This window comes from Paenibacillus campinasensis (assembly GCF_002272015.1).
GTDB classification, from domain to species: Bacteria; Bacillota; Bacilli; order Paenibacillales; family Paenibacillaceae; genus Paenibacillus_AQ; species Paenibacillus_AQ campinasensis.
In genome coordinates this window covers 1-19481 of record NZ_NPBY01000082.1, presented here as the reverse complement: position 1 = coordinate 19481, position 19481 = coordinate 1, and the positions used below count along the sequence as shown (strand labels likewise).

The window sequence follows — 19481 nt, the reverse complement described above, 5'->3', positions numbered from 1 at the left end:
ATGAGTGAATGGAAACAGGAAACCTACCGTTATCCCGCCTCGCGGATTGTAGAAGTAGCCAAAGCATTGTCTAGCGATGTCCGGGTTCGGATTCTCGAAGCGCTGGGGGAAAAACCGATGAGTGTCGGTCAACTTGCCGAGGTGCTTGGCGTTGCGCAGCCGACCGTTTCCATCAATGTTCAGATGCTGGAGCAGGCCGATCTCGTTGTGTCCAGTCAAGGGGCGAATCGGGAGAAGATTTGCGCCGTCACCTGCCGCTCGATCTTCCTGGAGCTGCCGACCAGGCCGGGTGAGGGACTGCAGCGAATCGAGGAAATTCATATGCCGATCGGCATGTTCTCACACTGCTCAATTGAGCCTACCTGCGGCATGGCCGCGAGGGACGGATCGTTGATCGGCTCGCCTGACGATCCGCGCGCGTTCTACATGCCAGAGAGAACCGAGGCCGCACTTCTGTGGTTCTCGGGAGCGGGCTATGTCGAATATTATTTCGCCAATCCGATGCCGCCCGGCGCCGCACTCGACGAGCTTCGCCTGCGCGCGGAGCTGTGCTCGGAGGCCCCTTCCTTCAATTCGAATTGGCCCTCCGATATTTCGCTGATCATCAACGATCTCCCTGTCGGAACGTGGACGAGCCCCGCCGATTTCGGAGACCGCAAAGGCAAGCTCACCCCCGAGCGATGGAGGAGCGGAAGCGAGTACGGCCTGTTGACCGAATGGCGCATCACCGGCAGCGGAAGCCAGGTCAACGGACAGGATGCGAGTCCTACGACCATCGGGGACCTGGAGCTGTCGTTCAACCGTCCGATCCGCGTACGCTTCGAGGTGAGCCGGGATGCTGCTCATCCCAATGGCATGAACCTGTTCGGCTCCGGCTTTGGGGATCATCCCCAGGACATCGTGCTGTCCTTTGTACGCAATCATGAGGGAGCCTAGCTGGGGCACCTCCTTCACAGCCGCAACAACCAAACAACCCCCGGTGCCATCCGTATAGCGGATGGCACCGGGGGTTCGTTGTGCAGCATGAGACTATAAACCGTTATTCATCAGTTCCTCGGCCAGCTTGAGCAGCTGTTCCTTGGTTAATGTTTTCCCGCCATCCATGGTCAGGGAGTAGTAGGCATCCTGTTCTTCGTTGTACCAGTTCAGATAACGGTATTGAACATGCTCCTTCTGAACATCATTGTAAATGATGGTGCGGGAGCCCAGTTCTAATACTTCGGCCTCATTCTCCGCCTCTTGCTGAACTTTGACATCCGCGCCGTACAGCATCATGGCATGGATGCCGATATGCGCCCCTTCCAGGGAGTATATCCCGCTTACCGACGACGCTCGCGTCCACGGGATCGACGCCATGAACAGGCGGCCTGCCTCCGACTGCGCCCTGGCTGTCAATTCGGCGACCGTGCGGTTGTATAACGAGACATCCCCGTCAATCGAATTGACCGTGTAATAGGGCCGTACCGTGCCGTAGTCAAACAGGTATTCTCCGATCTTCTCCGGCATCACAGGGACGTCCACTCTGTTCATCTCCCGGACAAACGCTCCATAATCCTCCAGCTTCCGCTCCTTATAGGCGAACTTCAACGAAGCCTGCTCTCCGGCAGCCTTGGCTCCGCCCACACGTTTGTCCTTGACGTAATAAGCGATAAGCTCTCCGGGCTGCGCCTCGGCCAGCACCTGCTTCTTAAACTTGTCGTCCCCTGACGCGGCCTCCGGCCTGGACTCCGGGGAGACGTACTGAACCTTGACTTCTCCGGCTGCGTTCCGTATCTGAATAAACTCGGCGGTCGCGTAAGCCGTTGCTGATACCAGCAGCAAGACACACATCCCCATTACGGCGCCCATAGGGCTGAGCAGCCTCCGCCATGGCCTGGAAGACGATCTGTGATGAATTCGCTGCATGACCCTCTCCGTCACATCGATGTTTGGCAAATGCTCTTCACGGGCAAGCTTTCGTATCATATTTTCGTGCTCATGACCGAATTCGGTTCTTGGCATGTCATCTCCTCCTCTGCAGCCATTGCCGCCTGCACCTTTCGTTTGATTGTTGTCATCCGTTTCGTCAGCGCATTCGCGCTAATATGCAAAATCTCACTCATCTCGGCAAAAGACCGCTGCTCCAGCACACGCAATACGAGGATGTTTCGTTCCTCCGGCGTCAACTCCGCCAGCGCCTTCTCCAAGGGATAGCTGTACAGGCGTTTCTCCATCTCCTGCTCGGGACTTGCGGCCAGAAGCGACGGTCTGAAAATGTTCATGATCTGCCTATGCAGCTTGCGCCTCCGCAATAGATTCAGGCAGTGATTGCAGGCGATACGGTACAGCCAAGCAGAGAAGCTGACTTCCGGCCTGTACCTCGAGATCGATTGGTAGGCTTTCACCATAATATCCTGAACAGCGTCCTCCGCATCCTGCACATTGCCCAGCATTCTGCAGCAATAACGGAATATCTGCTGCTGATAGGCATCGATGATGATAGCAAACCGCTCGGTTTCACCCCGCTGGACACTCGCAACGACGCTCTCGATCTGCCTGGCGTCTTGTTGATTTTCCTGTAACGTGAGACCCACCTCCTTTAGGTATCTATCTGTATAACAATTAACGAGTGAAAAATCTGCCTGCCAACCATCCTGATGCGGCCGCTATTTTTATGATGAAGAGAGAGGTTAACACCGGATTTCGGTTACCAGATTTAATTACAGAAGGAAATATTGACCAATGTAAAATTAGTATATATTATTTTGATATATGTGGTTTATTAATCCAGATAATGGATTTCAAAGGATGGTGTTCTATATGGTACTGAACACAATACGAGCAGAGATATTAAAATACATACAAGACAATAATTTAACCCTGACTCAGTTCGCTGCTAAAGCTAACATCAATTCTGGATCATTAAGCCGAATCGCGAACCAAAATCAACCTCTTTCCGTAAGTCAACTGGATGCTATTACCAAAGCTATGGAATTAGAAGAGGATCACTTCTACTCCCGCTTCGCCGAGGAGTGCTTTACCTTGGCAGCACCGAACTGGCGGAGACTGCGCCCTTTTCTGATCCGCTCCGCGGAAATTGGACGGCTCGACTGTATTGAAATCATTTTACATAATCTGCTGGAGGACATCAGCTATGGTTCTATGATTTTTGATGTGGCAGAGGAACTCTTTGCCAAGGATATGAAAGAAGCAGCAAAGCTACTCTACCGCGGTGTAAGTATTATTGAGAAATATCAACACTCGGAGCGGCTGGCTATTTGTCATTACCGTTTATTTCTCCTCTCTTTAGGTGACGATCTCAAACAGAATTTACGCGCCGCTACTTTGTTCGAGCCCTATGTAGACCGCCTGGATGAAATTGACCAATTAGAAGGGTTAAAGCATCTGGCTCATGTATATGCCTCTTTGCATGAGTGGGGGAAGGTTAATGAATTATCAGAGGAAATGTATCGTATTGCATCCATACAATATGATCTCTTGCTTCGCTCCAAATGCAAACACACTGATCAAAAACAACCCGCTCGCCCTATATATTTTTATATGCTTTATGCTCGACTGTTGCAATCTGGCGTTTACGAGCATTTCGGAGAGTATAAAAAAGCAATATATTATGCCACATTATATTGCAATGCGGACAGTTGGATTCAGGAGGATTCGGAAGAATCCAGGATTGTTATTAAGCAATTTAACGAGTTCTCCACCGCCAACCAGTATCTATTGCGCCTACTATCCGGAGAAACAGAAATTTTGCAAGATTACATTGAATATCTATCTGAACGACCTGACGAAATTTTTGTTGGTCTTTGTTATATAGTCAGAGCCGCCAATAAATATGATTGCAACATTGATTCGATTTTAATCCGTTTTCAGGATTATATTCCCTATAAGACTTATTACACCGTGTTCGGAGAATACAATAAACCGATCATGGCTGAGCAATATGCACAATTCCTAGCTGATCTAGGAAAATACTATTTGCGGAATAATCAATCAAATGGACTAGATTATTTACTTGAGGGATTAGAATTCTCTGCTAAAATAAATAGTGAAGCAACTATCATAAGATGCCTTACTATGTTTAACCAATATAGAAACATAGCTGACTCTGCTCAACAGCAAAGATTTAAAAAATTAAACGAAGAGGTGTGTACATCTCATGAACAAAAAGTTTACTAAAATAATTGTTAGTGGCGTAATATTACCTGCTGTCATTACAATCCCTACTATATTCCTCACTTTGTTTGTACACGGTATAGGCGGAGGTTAGAAGCTTTAAACGCCGACAACAAGACCCCTTGACCGCGCCTAAACAAGGCACGACCAAAGGGTCTTTCGTCTATAAAATCACACAAGAAAAGATCAATCCACTATCAACGGCACCACTTTACCGGCATTCACATCAATCAGGCCATGATCCGTGATCTTCAAGGCCGGGCTGACGGCAAGCGAATGCGTGCTGAGCGACATAATCGGGTTGTAATGCACATACCCGAGTGACAGCATCGCCGAGCGAAGCTCCTTCACCTGCCGGGACACCTCAGTCAGCGGCTCTTCCGTCAGAATGCCGCCCACCGGCAGCTTCAGCATGGACAGCACCTGCCCGTCCTCAACCACACAGAAGCCGCCCTGGCTCTCAATTACCTGGTTCGCAGCCAGCACCATGTCAGCCCGATTCCGTCCAACAACCAGCAGGTTATGGTTGTCATGTGAATAGGTTGTGGCAATGGCCCCGCGCTTAATGGTGTCGCCTCCAATGAGACCGTAAGCACGGTTGCCGTTCATACCGTAGCGCTCAAAGGTCGCGATCAGGCCATACTCGCTGCCTTCCCACTGCAGTTCTCCGTCAACCGCCTTCACCTGGGCAATATGCTCTTCAACAAAGGTAGATCCGTCCTTCACCATCATCACCCGGCAGCGGAATACATCCTCTTCCGGAACGGCAGCCGAACCACTCTCCCGGACAGCTTCCGTTCTGCTATGCACCTGATCCCCAGCTCTCGTTCCGTTAACCCTGTCATTGCCGCCGGCGTCGGCGACACGGATCACAAAATCATCCGCACCCAGTGAAGACAGCTTCACACTCCGGTAAAAATGCGGCGGGAACTGTCCGCTGCTGCGCTGCTGCTCATAAGGCTCTGATGCGTCGTACACCTTCCGTCCATTTTTGTACACCCGCTCAATCGCCAGTGCGCTAATATCCGACAGCAGCATATAGTCTGCCACCTTGCCCGGAGCAATGCTGCCGCGGTCGGTCATTTTCATGCGCAAGGCCGGGGTGGATGTCGCCGCATAAATCGCATCCTCAGGGCGCATGCCCATGCTTATTGCCTTACGAACGATATGATCCAGATGCCCGCGCGCAACGAAGGTATCCGGCATCACATCATCCGTAACAAAGCAGAAATGCTGAGATACCTCATGCTCCATTAAATATTTCATCACTTCCGGCGTCATCGATTTCTCCTGAATCTCAATGAACATACCCGCTGCAATTCTCGCCTCCAATCCCTCAATACTCTGATGGGTATGGTCGGAATCAACTCCGGCATAAATCAGCCGATGCAGGTCCAGTCCTAGCAATTTCGGAGTATGTCCTTCAATGACAAGGTCCGGATAGTTCTGGCGGATATGTCGCAAAATCTGATTTGTCTTGCAATCAGGGTCCCGGATAACATCCACGTAGTTCATGATCTCCCCGAGGCAGATGATCTCCCCCGTCGCAAGCAGCACATCCATATCCTCAATCTCGATGGAGCCGCCAGTTGTCTCCATCGGCGTGGCCGGAACGGAGCTAGGAATGGAATAGAACATGTCCACCACCGTCTCGCGGCTGGCGGCCATCATCTCCTGCACCCCTTCCAGTCCGAACACATTGGCCATCTCATGCGGCTCAGCAACAATCGTAGTGACCCCGCACTGAAGCAGTCCATGAGAAAATGTAGCCGGCGTCACCATCGAGCTCTCGATGTGCAGATGGATGTCGATCAGCCCGGGGATCATATACTTCCCCTGGCCGTCGATCACCTCATCCGCCTCCAGCAGCTCCGGGCCGCCGGGCCCGATATACATGAACTTGCCATTCAGAACCGCTACGTTATTCGGCTCGAATCTTTTATAGGAACTGTTATACACGTTTACATTCACAATCAGTTGATCTGCACGCATCGGCATAATCTCCTTCTTCATCTGCTGCTTCCTGCTGCCTGCTCTATTCCACGAGCACGAGCTTGTCCTGCGGGAAAATCAGGTTCACCCGTTGCCCGCTGAAGTATGGCGTCTCCATCTCCTGATTGGCGGTGAAATCACCCAGCTCGGTCTCAACGACATACTGATAGCTGCGGCCCAGGTACGTGCTGACCTTGATCATCCCAGGCAGCGCATTCGCGGCCTCCTGGCCAGTATCTCCGCTGACGATGAGGTCGTCGGGACGAATGGCGCCTTTGCGAGCGCCTGGACGCACCGTTCCAGGATTCGCGGTTGCCGTGAACAGCCGGCCACCCACCTTGAGCGAGATCGCATCTCCTGCATCGGACCGCTCGTCAAATTCAATAAAGTTGTGAAATCCGATAAATCGTGCCACAAACTCAGTCGCAGGATATTTGAAGATCGTCTCCGGACGATCCAGCTGCTCCACAATACCCTTGTTCATAATGGCCACCTGATCCGAGATGGAGAAGCATTCCTCTTGATCATGGGATACGTACAGGGTCGTAATGCCAAGCTCCTGCTGGATGCGGCGAATTTCCACCCGCATGTTGACCCGAAGGTTGGCATCCAGGTTGCTGAGCGGCTCATCGAACAGCAGCAGATCCGGCTCAATCACCAGCGCCCGGGCGATCGCCACCCGCTGACGCTGACCACCCGACAGCTCTTGCGGAAACCGCTTCTCGAAGCCGTTCAGGTTCACAACCTCCAGCATGCGCATCACCCGCTCGGAAACATCGCGGTCCTTCACCTTCCGCATCCGCAAACCGAAAGCGACGTTGTCATAGACGGACAAATGCGGGAACAGCGCATAGCTCTGAAACACAAAACCGAAATTCCGCTTATTCACCGGAACCCGGGTATAATCCTTGCCACCGAACAGGAACTTGCCCTGCTTCGCTTCCAGGAAACCTGCGATGAGGCGCAGGGTTGTTGTTTTGCCGCAGCCGCTCGGTCCGAGCAGGGAGAGCAGCTTGCCTTTTTCCAGCTCCAGACTGAAATCCTTGAGAATCGTCTGGTTGTCATACGCGACCGATACCTGGTCCAATGTCAGCAATGCCATCACTTGTGCGCCTCCAATTATCGTTTAGTGAAATAAGTCAGTCCGCCCATAATCCGTTCAATGAAGAACATGAGCAGCCCGGTCAGCACCATCAGCAGCACAGATATGGCCGCAATGGTCGGGTCAAAATAGTTCTCGACATACGTCAGCATCTGAATCGGCAGCGTGCTTACGCCCGGCCCGGTCATGAAGACCGAGATGTCCACGTTGTTGAACGACTCCAGAAAAGCGATCAGCACCGCTGCCAGAATCCCCGAACGGATATTAGGCAGCACCACCTGGAAGAACGTTCTCACGCGTCCCGCCCCCAGACTGAGCGCCGCTTCCTCAACCGCAAAGTCGAAGCTCGACAAGCTGGAAGCAATGACCCGGATGATGAACGGCAGCATGATAATCGTATGGCCAATCAGCAGCCCGAGATACATCGGCAATTGGTACACGACGATCAAATATTTCATCAGGGTAAAACCAAGCACGATCCCGGGAATGAGCACCGGGGACAGGAAGATGGCGTTCAGAAGCGATTTGCCTTTGAAATCATAACGGCTCAGCGCATACGCAGCCGGGATCCCGAGGATTAACGCCAGCAGGTTCCCAAGCAGCGAAACGATGATCGATATTTGAAACGTGCGGATAAATCCGCCTGTCTTAAAAATATTCTCATACCAGCGAAGCGAAAAGCCCTCTGGCGGAAACTTGAGCACCGTCCCGGGCTCAAATGAAGTGACGGATATGATCAGCAGCGGCCCTAACAGAAAGATAAAGACCAGCAGGCTGAACAGGCCTAGACCGAAATGTTTCTCCCGCATATGTCTACCCCTTCGGATTCAAAGTTTTGGCCATTCTGTTCATGACGCCGACCACAATAAACGTAATGGCAATCATAATCGCTGCGATGACCGAAGCCAGGTACCAGTCATTGAGCGTCATGGCATTCTGGTACAGGAACGTGGCGATCACCCGCTGCTTGCCTCCAAGCAGCGCCGGCGTTGTATACGCGGTCAGGCTGCCTACGAAGACGAGCACAGCCCCGATCACAAGTCCCGGTACCGCCAGCGGGAATACCACCCGGCGAAAGGCTGTAAAGCGCGAGGCGCCCAGGCTCTGGGCTGCCTTAAGCAGATCCTGATCAATATTCTCCAGCACCCCGACAAGAGAAATAATCATCAGCGGCAGGAACAGATGTGTCAAACCAATCATCATCGCTGCCGGAGTGTACAATATATCCAGCGGCTGATCAATCAGGCCAAGCCCAACCAAGGCATTGTTGATCAGCCCTTTGCGCCCCAGAATGATCATCCAGCTGAATGAGCGCACAACCGGGCTCGTTAACAGCGGAAAAATCGCGAGCGCGAGCAGTATCCCTTTCCGCCGCGGCGCCTTGCGCGAAATATAGTAAGCCGTCGGAAATCCGAGCACCACACACACCAGGGTGGTGACGACACTGACCTGCAGTGTTGTCAGCAATATTTTCAGAAAGTAGGGGTCCTTGAAGAAATGCAAATACCCGTCAAGGGTGAACGCATTCTCCTGAACAAAAGTCGACCCGATGGTCAGGACGATCGGAATGACCATGAACGCCGCCAGGAACACAAATCCGGGCAGCAGTAGCCAGTACACTGCTGATTTTTTCATCGTGATACTCCTGTACATTAGGAATGAGTGTTATAACATACCAAACATCATTACATCAATATCCTGTTGTTCTGCTGCATGCAACGCATCTTGCTGTTGATCGCGCCGCCCCGAAGGGGGCGGGGATCAGGAATTCAGAACCCCGATGAACATCTCCAGAAACCGATCGGCATCCACCGTCTCACAGACCAGCAGGTTGGGCTCCTGCCCCAGCCGATTCTGAATGTCGCACACCATTTGTCCATCACACAGCCGGCTTGCGGTCTCGACGTCCACATAATACTTCCTGCGGCCCACCAGCTCCGGATTCAGCGCCACGCCCACAGCCAGAGGATCATGCAGGGCACAAGCCCGCACGCCATTCATCTGCTCATAGCGGTTGATGTAAATCTCCGTGCTCTTCGCCACATAACTGCGAAGTGTTGAATCCGTCAGCTTCGCGATGGCCGCATCGTTCAGCAGCGTCTGCCTGGTGACATCCAGGCCGACCTGTGTAAGCTGATCGATCCCGGCATGCAGCACCATCCTGGCCGCCTCCGGATCGGCGAAGGTGTTATATTCCGCCGTCGGGGTCACATTGCCATGCCCGCGTACGACACCGCCCATGAAGATGACCTCTTTCAGATAACGAGGCAGCTCCGGACACTTCATCAGCGCCAGTGCCAGGTTCGTCAGCGGCGCGGTCATGATCAGGGTGACTTCACCCGGGTATTTCATCACCTGCTCGATGATGAAGTCCGGAGCGAATCCTTCCTGCGCCTGCTTAGACACAGGCGGCTCGGGCAGTGCCCCGCCGAGCCCGTCCTGGCCATGAACGCGGTGCTCATAATGGGACTTGCGAATCAGCGGGCTGGCCGCGCCGGCAATCACCGGCACGTCAGTCGCATCTATCAGCTCCAGCACCTTGCAGGTATTCTCTGTCGCCTGCTGCAACGATACATTTCCGCAGACGGTTGTAATCCCGAGCATGTCCAGCTTGCGGCTTTTGACGGCCAGTATAATCGCCAGCGCGTCATCAATTCCGGTATCTACATCAAGGATGATCCGGCTATTCATATTCAATCAGCTCCTGTTAGCAGGCCATTAGCGGGCAATCTCACGGTTCCAGCGATCCGTCCACTCTTTGGCCTTGCGGTTTACAAACTCCATGTCCAGCTTGTTCAGCGATTCCACGAGCTCCGCACCATACGTAATGCCCTCCGCCTCTTCCGCTGTCAGCTCCACCTTGGTATTGACCGGAGAGTCTACCTTGGCTTTAGCCGATGCAGTCTGTACTTCCTGGCTCAGCTGCCAGTTAATGAACTTCTCAGCCAGCTCTTTGTTCTTGGTGCCCTTCACGACATTGATCGTATTCATAACCGCATAACCGCCTTCGCTTGGCGTAACGAATTTGGCATCAGGGACAGCCACCTGCAGATCCTTAAAGTACATCTCCATGATCGGGCCTCCGGCAATCTCCTCCTGAGCGAACATGTTCACGAATTCAGAGGTCTGGCTGTAGAACTTGACGATGTTGCCGCTAAGCTCTTGAAGCTTGGCAAAAGCCGCCTCCTCATCAAAGCTGTCTTTGCCTGCAGCATACGATGCCGCATCCACAACCATCGGACCTGCTGTCGCCGTAATGTTAGGCATAGTCAGGTTGTTCGCAAATGCCGGATCCCACAGATCGCTCCAGGACGAGACTTCTATGGACACCAGGTTTGGATTGTAAGCAATCCCGAGCTGGCCTACCGTGTACGCGGGCCCATAATTCTCACCGAGCGGAGCTTGGGCAATTTCATAGATATCGTTAACGTTTGGAATGTTCGCGCGGTCAATGAATTCGAACAATCCTTCATCAATGGCCTGCTGTGCATAATAATCCGACAGATAAATCACATCAACCTCGGATGTGCCTTGACGAACCTTGTTCAGACGTTCCGCGTTGTTGCCGACCTCAACCACGATATCGACATTATGCTCTTTCTCAAATGGACCGAACACTTCTTCGTTGAAAAAATCCTCAGAGAATCCCCAAGTAGAAACAACCAGCTTCGTTGGCGCCGCAGCGCTGCCGCCCGTATCTCCTGCCGTTTCATTATCACTTGTGTTGCCTGCACCACCACAACCTGCCAGCAATACCGATGTCATAACGACTGCAGTTACCCCGCTCAACCATTTTTTCATCATTGTTCTATAGACCTCCTGAAATATAATGTTAGTTTAAGGTTTGGCTTGTTTCTTCTCATCCATCCTCTGATCGGTGGAATGATCGCATGGCTAAGATGATCCTGCCCCGTCCCTCCTTTTGCCCCTCTGAGATGATTTCTTATTATAAAAAAACAAAAAGAAAAGCATTCTTGTAGAAAACAAGAACACTTTTCTTCGTAAACAAAGGAAAGCGATACCCGCCAGTCAATCGTATCATCGGTTTTTGCCTCAGAATCAATCCGAAGTCAAACGCCATCATATGAAATTGTCAGGGATTGTCATCCTGTGAACCTTCCGGGCCTTGAGACCGTCAAGACTTCAAAATGACATTCGTGATCGCCCACTGTGTAGACGCATCATAATCCCGCAATATAGCTTCAATGGATAGCCCCATGTGCTCCTCCAGCTTCTCCCGGAATTTCTTCTTATACAAGACAGACATGCGGAAGTCCACTTCCAGCTTTAAGCCGGGGGCCTCCCCTTCCAGGGCGTCGGAGCGCGGCGAGCGCCGGTGTTTCGCATAGAAGGTCACAATATTCTGATCGATGCTCACTCTCAGGAGAGTGGTACCGAAGCCGAACAGTTCCTTCGAGATTTCATTGTAATACTGGCACATCTTCTTCTTGCTCTCATTGCTGTCCAGCAGTTCCATGATACCACCTTCATCATTTACTACCGTACATTCGAAGCGTTGACACGTTTGATTATACATAAATATTCGGCATTGGGCAAGCTTTAAGAACAATTTTAGCTTCAAAAAACCTATAAAACCCGAACAATGAAGGTTTAAGCAACCAGGGAATGTCCGGCATTAGCCATCCGAATCAATGATATCCTTCCAGGAAAGAGACAAAAAGCTGCTCTATGGTATCGATATCAGTTGCCCCTACAAGCTCCTGTATAACGTTCCCCTCCGAATCGAAAAAATACAGCGATGGAAATCCGTTTCCGGCATATTGAGCGTATACCTCACCGTCTTCATCGAGCAAGATAGGATATTCGATTTGAAACGATTGAACATATTGCTTCACTTCACTTTCTTCATCACGGTGAGCAAGATTAATGCCATACAGATTAAGTTGGTCCTTGTATTTCTCGTGTAGCGTGACCATCTTGGGTGCATCTTCCTGGCAATATGGGCACCATGATGTAAAAAACAACAGCACCGTCGGCTTCTCCGCAAAATCAACGGTCACCGGCTCCAGATCCTGAAGGCGATTAAGCGTCAGCTGTGCAGCAGCCGATTCCCGAGATTTCGCCGGAGCCTTATAATCCGTCACTACCATAAGAACAGCCGCGATAAAAGCCAGCAAAATGATGCCTGTTCCAATTAGACTCCATTTTCCCCTCATAAAAGCTCCTCCACCCTTTAAATATCAGAACCTGTAATTCCTATCGGCAATAAGCCATCGTACCTTTAGGTGAAAATGATATTGCCTAATCAAAAGTTTACCACCTAGTACAATTGATTCCAGTAACAGAGATTACATGCCTGCATGATGTACGCAAAAAAAACCCATAAGAAGGCCACTTATTAAGAATGTCCTTCCTATGGGTTTGGTTTCAGTCACATCTTGTCCTCTATGCAAGCCGTGCATAGCCCGGACATGCCTGGATGGCTTTCAAAGCAAAGCGTCTGTCTTCTTGCGTCTCCGCCTCGCTTCGGTTACTTCACATCATCCGCGATGTTTCGGATCCATTGCTCGCTTCCATCCGCTTGACGCACCGACTCATGGGAGATGGTGGCCTCCTGGACATCCCCGAATGCCCAATGCGACTTCGGCATATCCGGGAACAATGGTTCAAGGCCTTGCAGCGGACCACGATACAGCATCCGGTTAATCAAGGTCACCGCTTCAGAACGTATGATGGAATTCCGCGGCTTAAAGGATCCGTCCGGATAGCCGCTCAGGAACTTATTGCGATATAAAGCTTCGATCGCATCGGATGCCCAGTGTCCATCGATATCGTTAAAGTGCATCTCTCCTGACTGGCTGACCTCAAGATCAAGGAATCGCGTCATGACCATCGCCAGCTCGCCTCTCGTCACCTGAACATCCGGACGGAAGGTGCCGTCAGCAAATCCGTTGAAATAGCCATGCTTGGTTGCAATTCGAATATAGTTGGCAGCCCAGTAATCCGATGGAACATCGGAATAAGCTATCGGGGTATCCAGCACGCTATTCTCCGTCAGACGGGCAACAATCGCTGCCAATTCAGCACGCGTCAGGGACCGGTTCGGTTTGAACTCCCCGTCCGGGTAGCCGAGAATGTAACGCTGGTGACTTAGCGATTCATAGCGCGTAGAGAAGACTTGGATCTTCAACGAACCGCGCGCTTCCGAAGCCCCCTGTCCGTTCGCTGTGAAGCTGCCTTTGATATCAAACACCGCTTCCTTGCTATCCAGCTGCGGCCATTTCAATGTCACGATAAACTCCCCGGACTGCTGGCCTGCCAGACGTCCGATGCTCCAGGATATCGTGTTGCCTTCCACCTGACCGCCCTGGGCATCAATCACTTCCGTGCCGTCCGGCAGCGTGATGGTAATTACACCCCCTTGCAGAGGAGAAGCAGCTTCGTTCTTGTACCAAACACGCAGTTTGGACTCCGACCCTTCCTGAACAAGATTGCTGTCTACCGCCAGATCCAGGGATACGGCAGGCTGTTGAGGGCTGCTCCCCGGCTGAGCCGGACTTGATACGTCCCCGCTCGCTGGCCGATATAACTTCACATCATGTTTGACGATATCCCACTCTACGGAAATCGTCTGGCTTGTGTAGCTGTTATAGCCGTCCTTGCGAACAACCAGATAATAATCAGTTTCAGGGTAGACCATGTAAGCATAGAAGCCCTTCGAGTCACTCTTCTGGCTCGGACTTTCATTGTTGTTAGGTTCAAAACCAGGCAGCGGCGGCAAGTATACCTTCGTGTCCGGTGTCACGCCGTTCGCCTTGTTTCTTGCCGTGTTGGCATAATACAAGGTTACATCAGCGCCCTCGATCGGCAATTGGGTATGGCCGTCTGATATGGTTCCGTACGGATCTACAAGATCTTGTACGAGATTCACTTCCCCGTTGGCTTTCAATGCAATCTCTGGATAGCGGATCACATCCGGATTCTGTGGATCACGCTTCCCGTTGATCGCAATTTCCTTGTACTTGCCGGTCGGTCCATGCTCGTCATAAATCTCCATCTCATACCATACTTCAAGCACATACTTCTGCCCGGCTTCCAATCCGTCTGCGGTAAAGACACCCTGTTTACCTAACTCGAACGGCTTCTTGGAGCCGGACGCATCCGTAATATAGACGCCATTCTCATCCTTCAGATAAACCTTCATGTTATCAATCATGCTGTTGTTCAGCAAACTGGTGAGGCCGTTGCTCTTCTGGAACAACACCATGCCTGTGACCGTCTTTTCCGAATCAAACACTTCACTGTTGCCAGCGATTTTATCGACTCTCGCCTTCTGCGCATAGGTTACTGGCGTCGGAACGCCGCCGATCATAACTTCCCGGGTAAATTCCACGTTGTACGTGGCATCTCCCTTCGGAACAGGCAACGAGTAGGCCCCGTGCTCGTCCGTTACCACGGTTGCAATGAAGTCGACGCCCGCCTCGATGATGCCATCGCCATTTAGATCAAGTGTAATCCGGATCGGAGTATGGGCGACAGGACGATGAGATTCGCCTTCTGTAATCATGCCTCGAACGACAGCCGGCTGGAACGTAATCTGAATGTTGTCCTTCCCGTACAATCCTCGTGCAGGCTCATCCACGGTTGCGGTGACTTCAATCGTCTCATTGTTCACGCCGCTAATCTTTGGTGATCTAAACACAACCACCGCTTTGCCGTCTTGGTCCGTTACCGCCGTATGTGGACCCACGAACTCGCCCTGACCTGCGGGCGCTTCAAAAGTCACCGCGACCCCTTCCACCGGCTTTCCGTCTCCGTCCTTCACGACAGCAGTTAATTCCGTCGTTGATTTACCGTCCCCTGGAATGGACTCAGGCTTCGCCAGCAGTGTCAGGTTCGTACCCACCACCTTGAACTGGTTATCCTGCAGCTTCATCTCCGCAGGGAGTGATTGCCCGGCTCCGTTAAACGCCTCGAATGTAACCAGGTGCAGGCCGGCTGCCGTATCCATCGGAAGAACGCAATTTCCTGGAGCTATGCCCAGCGCCATGATACAGTGGCTGTTGCTCCAAGTCCGGTACCCCGCCGCCTCGGCTCCTGCCGGATTGACCTCGGTCAGCGGAACCACAACCCCGTTCACGATGGCGTTTACCTTCTGCGCATGCAGGGAGCTGACAGCGTTAAGCGCGAGAGGTTTGCCTGGGATGGCAGTAACGACCTCGTTATCTCCCTGCTGCTGATCGCCTACCCACCCATCGAGGGTACGGTTAATAACAATCGTCACTTCAGCCGGTTCGCTGCTCTGATGATATACATCATCCGTTACGGTGAACCGGAATGAATCTTTCCCGCCAACGAAGCTTGGATCCGGACGATATATCCAATGCTGGCTTCCATTTGCGGAGGGCTCCAGCGTTCCTTTAGCCGGTTGGCTGATAATGTCATAGGCCAGAACGGCACTCTCCGCATCCTCTCCCGTCAGGATCACCGGAATAACACCGGAACCTTCCTCAGCTTCGATGATTTGCGGGTGAGCAATCGGTCTTCCGTCATACGTAATCGTAATGCTGCCTGGCTGCTCCGAGAACTGCTTCCCGTCCTGTGCCCTCCATTGGGTCACAACCGGAGGGTATAGTGGCAGATCCGCTGCAGGCGTAAAGATAACGGAGGCCAGGGTAGCGTAATCAATCGGTCCCGCAATGTCCCGGTAAGTGCCATCGGTTACCGTAGTATACTGAAGCTTCCCTATGGATGGATCCACGTTGACGATGTCAATGAGTTTCAGGTCGTCTCCATCCGCATCGGTCATTTTAAACTCTACTGCTGGGATAACGACCGGCCTGCCTTCAAGTCCTGTCTTCACGACATCCAGAGCGACAGGAGGATGGTTAATGGTAATCGTGACGGTTGCCGGATCTTTCGCATACTGAAGTCCGTCTGATGCGTTCCAGGAAAACGTCACCGTGCCCGTCTGGTTCGCACTCTCCGGCACATACGTCAATGCCGGCAGCTGCGCCCAAGGGATCTCCATTCCCTGCGTGACCGCTGTCTGTCCGAGCATCAAAGTCCCGGTAGATGGCAGTGAAAGTACTGCCACATGGTCAGGTTGCAACGGTGCCTGGTCATCTTGTACCGCCCGGTTTATGCCATCTCCCACCGGAACAGCAGTTGTTCCCTTGTTCACTGGGATGTTGACATTGTCCAGTACTGGCGCCAGGTTCGGCGAAATGACGACTTCGGCATTGAATTGTGCGTACTTCTTCTTGTCCTGATCGTAACCATTCCACTCGAAGGTGACCGGTTGATTGAACCCGCCGCTCGCAGTCGGGATAAATCTCAGGTTCCCTAGCTCCGCAGCATTCAGCTCGTCCCCTGCGGCGACATCATCTTGTCCGAAGACGAGGCGACCGGTGGACGGATCGGGCAGCGTCACGATTTTAACTTTTTCAAGTGTGTTATCCTGCCGCCCATTGATCTTGAACAACTTGTCCTCGAAATCGTTCAGGCTAAACCATGTCGGCTCATACTGAGGTCTGTTGTTCAGCTCGATGTCTTCGACCTTCGGATCAAATGTAGACATCGTATAGATATGCTGTACCTCCATCGGATCGATGTCGATACTGATTGGCGTATTGTTGACATCCTTCGGGCTTTCTGTGAGCGCTCCCCCATCCTCATACAAGATCACGTTAAGCGTGTATTCTTTATTCGGATCGAGCCTCACGTCCTTCAGGACGATTTCATTTTTGTTGAGTGTGTTCGCCTGGCCGCCTCTGATCCGCTTCTGCCCGATGGCCAGGTTCTGATCCACGACATCCCCGCCGATTGTAGCCTTCTCAATTAAGCTGACCTCAATGGAGAAGTCTCCGTTCACCTTCGGCATAAACTCCGTATTAACAATGAGTTCATTATTGACGCTGCCGGGTTCAAGGCTTGCATAAGTAATCTCCCCTTTGCTGCGGGAGCCTCCGTTAATAACAAGCTGCCCCCAGTCCACCGTCATCTGCCAATTGGAGTTGGGATTGCTCGGATCTTGATAGTAGTGATGAATCGTAATCCCTACGTAGTTCTCTCCCTGCACGATTTTGCCGGCCTCGATCGGGAGTACCGTCGTATTCCACTTGGTGTCGCTGCCCGAAAGAGCTCCGACATAAGCGTCTTGGTGCATCTCATTCATATAACCATTATTCGGAATGTTCGCACCGGGAATGGGATATTTCCACTGCGTGTAGCGCTGGTTCATGCGGATATGCTCGGGATTGGACGAGAAATATACGCGGTCCCATTCGCCGTTGGTGCTATCGTTATAGTTCCCGTCTTCCTCATCCACATCATAAGCGCGAATAAGCAGGTAAGCCTCGGCATCACCCGGTACCGGCTTGTCCACATCGAATTTAAACTCGATTGGAAACTTATCATAGTTGTCTGCCGGGGAATTGTTCTGATTCTTGATCCCGATATCCAGGTCTCCATCTATTCCGGTTGAACCCGGCCCTCCCCAGTTATCATGGTCGACGAAGTAAGTAACGCCTTCAACAGCCCCTCCCGCACCTGAGCTGCTGGCGACAGCGGCGGGGGCAAATGAACTCAAGACGATGGCAATCGTCAAGAGCATCGACAAATACCGTCGGCCCCTCCGTAAAGATGATCTGGTACTCAACATAATTCTCCTCTCCTCTTTCCCCTTGATTAGTGGCACTCTTTTGTATATGTCTCGCTAGCTGCATTCATCAGGACAATGGATGCGACCTATAGATTGTGATCGTTCTCCCTTGTTACTAAGTACCTACTCTTTGTTACTTTCTTCCTAACTTAGTAATGATACCAGCTGCATCTCTACAAAAACTCTACAATGCCAAAATGAAATCAAAAAAAATCCCGGCTCCTTTTCTTCTTGATTAAAGGAACACAGGATTTTTGATCAGCACCAATCGGTCGCGTCATAGATCAATGAACAAACGCCGCATGGTCAACCTGTAAAATCTACTTCCCTTATCCTCTTATTACGCCTCATTCATCCGCTCTTCGACTATACCAGCACTTCTTCTGTCATCAGCCTCATGAATCTGTCCGGCTCTTCGAAGCAGGCAAGATGCCCGGATTTCTCGAATACGTCCACATGGATGCTTGGCGCTTTAAGCTGTTTAACGTATTCCATAATGAGGTCATGACATATTCGATCATGCGCCCCAGCCACAAAATACACCGGAACCCGAACTTCCCGAATCTGCTCAAACAGATTATGTCCCACAAATTCATCCCAGAGATGCTCGTTGCTAAACGAGAACCCTTTCATGAAACGAAACCGCTCCGGCCATGACAATTCGGGGGTAAACAGATTGCTGATTACATTGATCTGAGTCGGACTTTGCTCAAAAGCGACGCCCCCCAGCTTTGTCAACAGCTTTCGCTGCTGGACAAAATCACTCATCGTTTTATATAGACCGTTCCTCGGGGCCCCCATACGCTCCAGCACTGCAACTGCCTTTTTCAGTCCTCGCTTCTCTGCCTCCTGATATACCCATTCATACGAGCGTCCTTCCTCTGCCGCGCGGTCTGTCGGCTGATTGATGCCCACATAAGCGCGCACCAGCTCCGGGTAAACATTGACAAAACGCAGCCCGAACAAGGCGCCGAATGAATGACCCATGACAAACAGTCGACGCTGCCCGAATTTCTGTAGAAGCTGGACCGCCAGCTCGCGGGCATCCTTAAGCAGATGGCCGATCGTCATTGTTTCAGGCGGGATTCCGGGCTGATAGTTTTTCCCCGCTCCACGGTAATCCCAATTCACCACCGTATACTTCTCTTCGAGCCCCGCCAAATATCTGCGCTGCGCTCCAGTCTGCGAAGCTCCTGGCCCGCCGTGAAAAAACAGCAGCAGCGGATTGTCGGTGTCATGCCCCCGCAGGACCACCCATTGCGGGAAGCCTCTGAGATTGAATATCTCCATAGAGGCGATGCTCTTCGGCGGATGGCTTCCGTCCTTCGACCGGATCGGCGGCGTGTACCCATGAACGATACGAAACGACATTGCGGTTCCTCCCTTATTCGACCTGCGCTGTAGGAAGACAGACAATGAGTGCTTAAGCATCCTACACGCGATTGAAGTAAGGGTATCAAAATTCGAAAAAGATAACCTCCGTCTCCGGGCGTTGATCTAACCCGGTCCGGAGGCGGATTATTCGCCCGGCCTCCTGCCTTTGCGCCACATGCCGGGCTTGATGCTTTGCGCTTCCACGGGATGCCTACT

Annotated in this window: 14 protein-coding genes; 2 read left to right on the top strand and 12 right to left on the bottom strand. The window is 51.8% G+C overall.

Going from position 1 to position 19481, the window contains the following annotated elements; genetic code table 11:
- Positions 1 to 936, top strand: coding sequence for an ArsR/SmtB family transcription factor (locus CHH67_RS23130; RefSeq protein WP_095267732.1), 936 nt, complete (start codon positions 1 to 3; stop codon positions 934 to 936).
- Positions 937 to 1029: 93 nt separating this feature from the next.
- On the opposite strand, the gene CHH67_RS23125 is transcribed toward CHH67_RS23130, so the two are convergent.
- A complete protein-coding gene (locus CHH67_RS23125; RefSeq protein WP_095267731.1) occupies positions 1030 to 2001 on the bottom strand; it encodes a hypothetical protein in 972 nt (323 codons plus the stop codon).
- Positions 1962 to 2573 (bottom strand): RNA polymerase sigma factor, encoded by a 612-nt coding sequence (locus CHH67_RS23120; RefSeq protein ID WP_095267730.1) that lies wholly within the window; start codon positions 2571 to 2573, stop codon positions 1962 to 1964. The genes CHH67_RS23125 and CHH67_RS23120 overlap by 40 nt, the downstream gene beginning before the upstream one ends.
- Positions 2574 to 2799: 226 nt before the next feature.
- On the opposite strand from CHH67_RS23120, the gene CHH67_RS23115 reads away from it, so the two are divergent.
- Positions 2800 to 4176, top strand: coding sequence for a helix-turn-helix domain-containing protein (locus CHH67_RS23115; RefSeq protein ID WP_095267729.1), 1377 nt, complete (start codon positions 2800 to 2802; stop codon positions 4174 to 4176).
- Positions 4177 to 4359: 183 nt separating this feature from the next.
- Here the strand turns inward: CHH67_RS23115 and CHH67_RS23110 are convergent, their stop codons facing one another.
- The 10 genes from CHH67_RS23110 to CHH67_RS23065 form a co-directional block, all read right to left on the bottom strand.
- A complete protein-coding gene (locus CHH67_RS23110) occupies positions 4360 to 6165 on the bottom strand; it encodes an adenine deaminase C-terminal domain-containing protein (RefSeq protein WP_095267761.1) in 1806 nt (601 codons plus the stop codon).
- A 43-nt stretch (positions 6166 to 6208) separates the two neighbouring features.
- The gene (locus CHH67_RS23105) at positions 6209 to 7267 is read right to left on the bottom strand and encodes an ABC transporter ATP-binding protein (RefSeq protein ID WP_095267728.1); all 1059 of its coding nucleotides are present in this window, start codon (positions 7265 to 7267) and stop codon (positions 6209 to 6211) included.
- 17 nt (positions 7268 to 7284) lie between these two features.
- The gene (locus tag CHH67_RS23100) at positions 7285 to 8076 is read right to left on the bottom strand and encodes an ABC transporter permease (RefSeq protein WP_095267727.1); all 792 of its coding nucleotides are present in this window, start codon (positions 8074 to 8076) and stop codon (positions 7285 to 7287) included.
- Between the two features lie 4 nt (positions 8077 to 8080).
- Positions 8081 to 8902 carry an ABC transporter permease gene (locus CHH67_RS23095; RefSeq protein ID WP_095267726.1) on the bottom strand — a complete coding sequence of 274 codons (822 nt, stop codon included), beginning with the start codon at positions 8900 to 8902 and terminating at the stop codon, positions 8081 to 8083.
- A gap of 126 nt (positions 8903 to 9028) precedes the next feature.
- Positions 9029 to 9958 (bottom strand): nucleoside hydrolase, encoded by a 930-nt coding sequence (locus tag CHH67_RS23090; protein WP_095267725.1) that lies wholly within the window; start codon positions 9956 to 9958, stop codon positions 9029 to 9031.
- A 27-nt stretch (positions 9959 to 9985) separates the two neighbouring features.
- Positions 9986 to 11068, bottom strand: a complete 1083-nt coding sequence (locus tag CHH67_RS23085) for an ABC transporter substrate-binding protein (protein ID WP_095267760.1) — start codon at positions 11066 to 11068, stop codon at positions 9986 to 9988.
- 334 nt (positions 11069 to 11402) lie between these two features.
- Positions 11403 to 11744, bottom strand: coding sequence for a Na-translocating system protein MpsC family protein (locus CHH67_RS23080; protein WP_095267724.1), 342 nt, complete (start codon positions 11742 to 11744; stop codon positions 11403 to 11405).
- Positions 11745 to 11916: 172 nt separating this feature from the next.
- Positions 11917 to 12444 carry a TlpA family protein disulfide reductase gene (locus CHH67_RS23075; protein ID WP_095267723.1) on the bottom strand — a complete coding sequence of 176 codons (528 nt, stop codon included), beginning with the start codon at positions 12442 to 12444 and terminating at the stop codon, positions 11917 to 11919.
- A 314-nt stretch (positions 12445 to 12758) separates the two neighbouring features.
- Positions 12759 to 17843, bottom strand: a complete 5085-nt coding sequence (locus tag CHH67_RS23070; protein WP_244908311.1) for an S-layer homology domain-containing protein — start codon at positions 17841 to 17843, stop codon at positions 12759 to 12761.
- A gap of 414 nt (positions 17844 to 18257) precedes the next feature.
- A complete protein-coding gene (locus CHH67_RS23065) occupies positions 18258 to 19262 on the bottom strand; it encodes an alpha/beta fold hydrolase (RefSeq protein WP_179292208.1) in 1005 nt (334 codons plus the stop codon).
- Positions 19263 to 19481 lie beyond the last annotated feature (219 nt).

What these genes read in the sequence shown, in the direction of transcription:
- CHH67_RS23130 (WP_095267732.1), top strand. Translation starts at nt 1, where the DNA reads ATGAGTGAATGGAAACAGGAAACCTACCGTTATCCCGCCTCGCGGATT.
- CHH67_RS23125 (WP_095267731.1), bottom strand. Translation starts at nt 2,001, where the DNA reads ATGCCAAGAACCGAATTCGGTCATGAGCACGAAAATATGATACGAAAG.
- CHH67_RS23115 (WP_095267729.1), top strand. Translation starts at nt 2,800, where the DNA reads ATGGTACTGAACACAATACGAGCAGAGATATTAAAATACATACAAGAC.
- CHH67_RS23110 (WP_095267761.1), bottom strand. Translation starts at nt 6,165, where the DNA reads ATGCGTGCAGATCAACTGATTGTGAATGTAAACGTGTATAACAGTTCC.
- CHH67_RS23105 (WP_095267728.1), bottom strand. Translation starts at nt 7,267, where the DNA reads ATGGCATTGCTGACATTGGACCAGGTATCGGTCGCGTATGACAACCAG.
- CHH67_RS23100 (WP_095267727.1), bottom strand. Translation starts at nt 8,076, where the DNA reads ATGCGGGAGAAACATTTCGGTCTAGGCCTGTTCAGCCTGCTGGTCTTT.
- CHH67_RS23095 (WP_095267726.1), bottom strand. Translation starts at nt 8,902, where the DNA reads ATGAAAAAATCAGCAGTGTACTGGCTACTGCTGCCCGGATTTGTGTTC.
- CHH67_RS23090 (WP_095267725.1), bottom strand. Translation starts at nt 9,958, where the DNA reads ATGAATAGCCGGATCATCCTTGATGTAGATACCGGAATTGATGACGCG.
- CHH67_RS23085 (WP_095267760.1), bottom strand. Translation starts at nt 11,068, where the DNA reads ATGAAAAAATGGTTGAGCGGGGTAACTGCAGTCGTTATGACATCGGTA.
- CHH67_RS23080 (WP_095267724.1), bottom strand. Translation starts at nt 11,744, where the DNA reads ATGGAACTGCTGGACAGCAATGAGAGCAAGAAGAAGATGTGCCAGTAT.
- CHH67_RS23075 (WP_095267723.1), bottom strand. Translation starts at nt 12,444, where the DNA reads ATGAGGGGAAAATGGAGTCTAATTGGAACAGGCATCATTTTGCTGGCT.
- CHH67_RS23070 (WP_244908311.1), bottom strand. Translation starts at nt 17,843, where the DNA reads ATGCTCTTGACGATTGCCATCGTCTTGAGTTCATTTGCCCCCGCCGCT.
- CHH67_RS23065 (WP_179292208.1), bottom strand. Translation starts at nt 19,262, where the DNA reads ATGTCGTTTCGTATCGTTCATGGGTACACGCCGCCGATCCGGTCGAAG.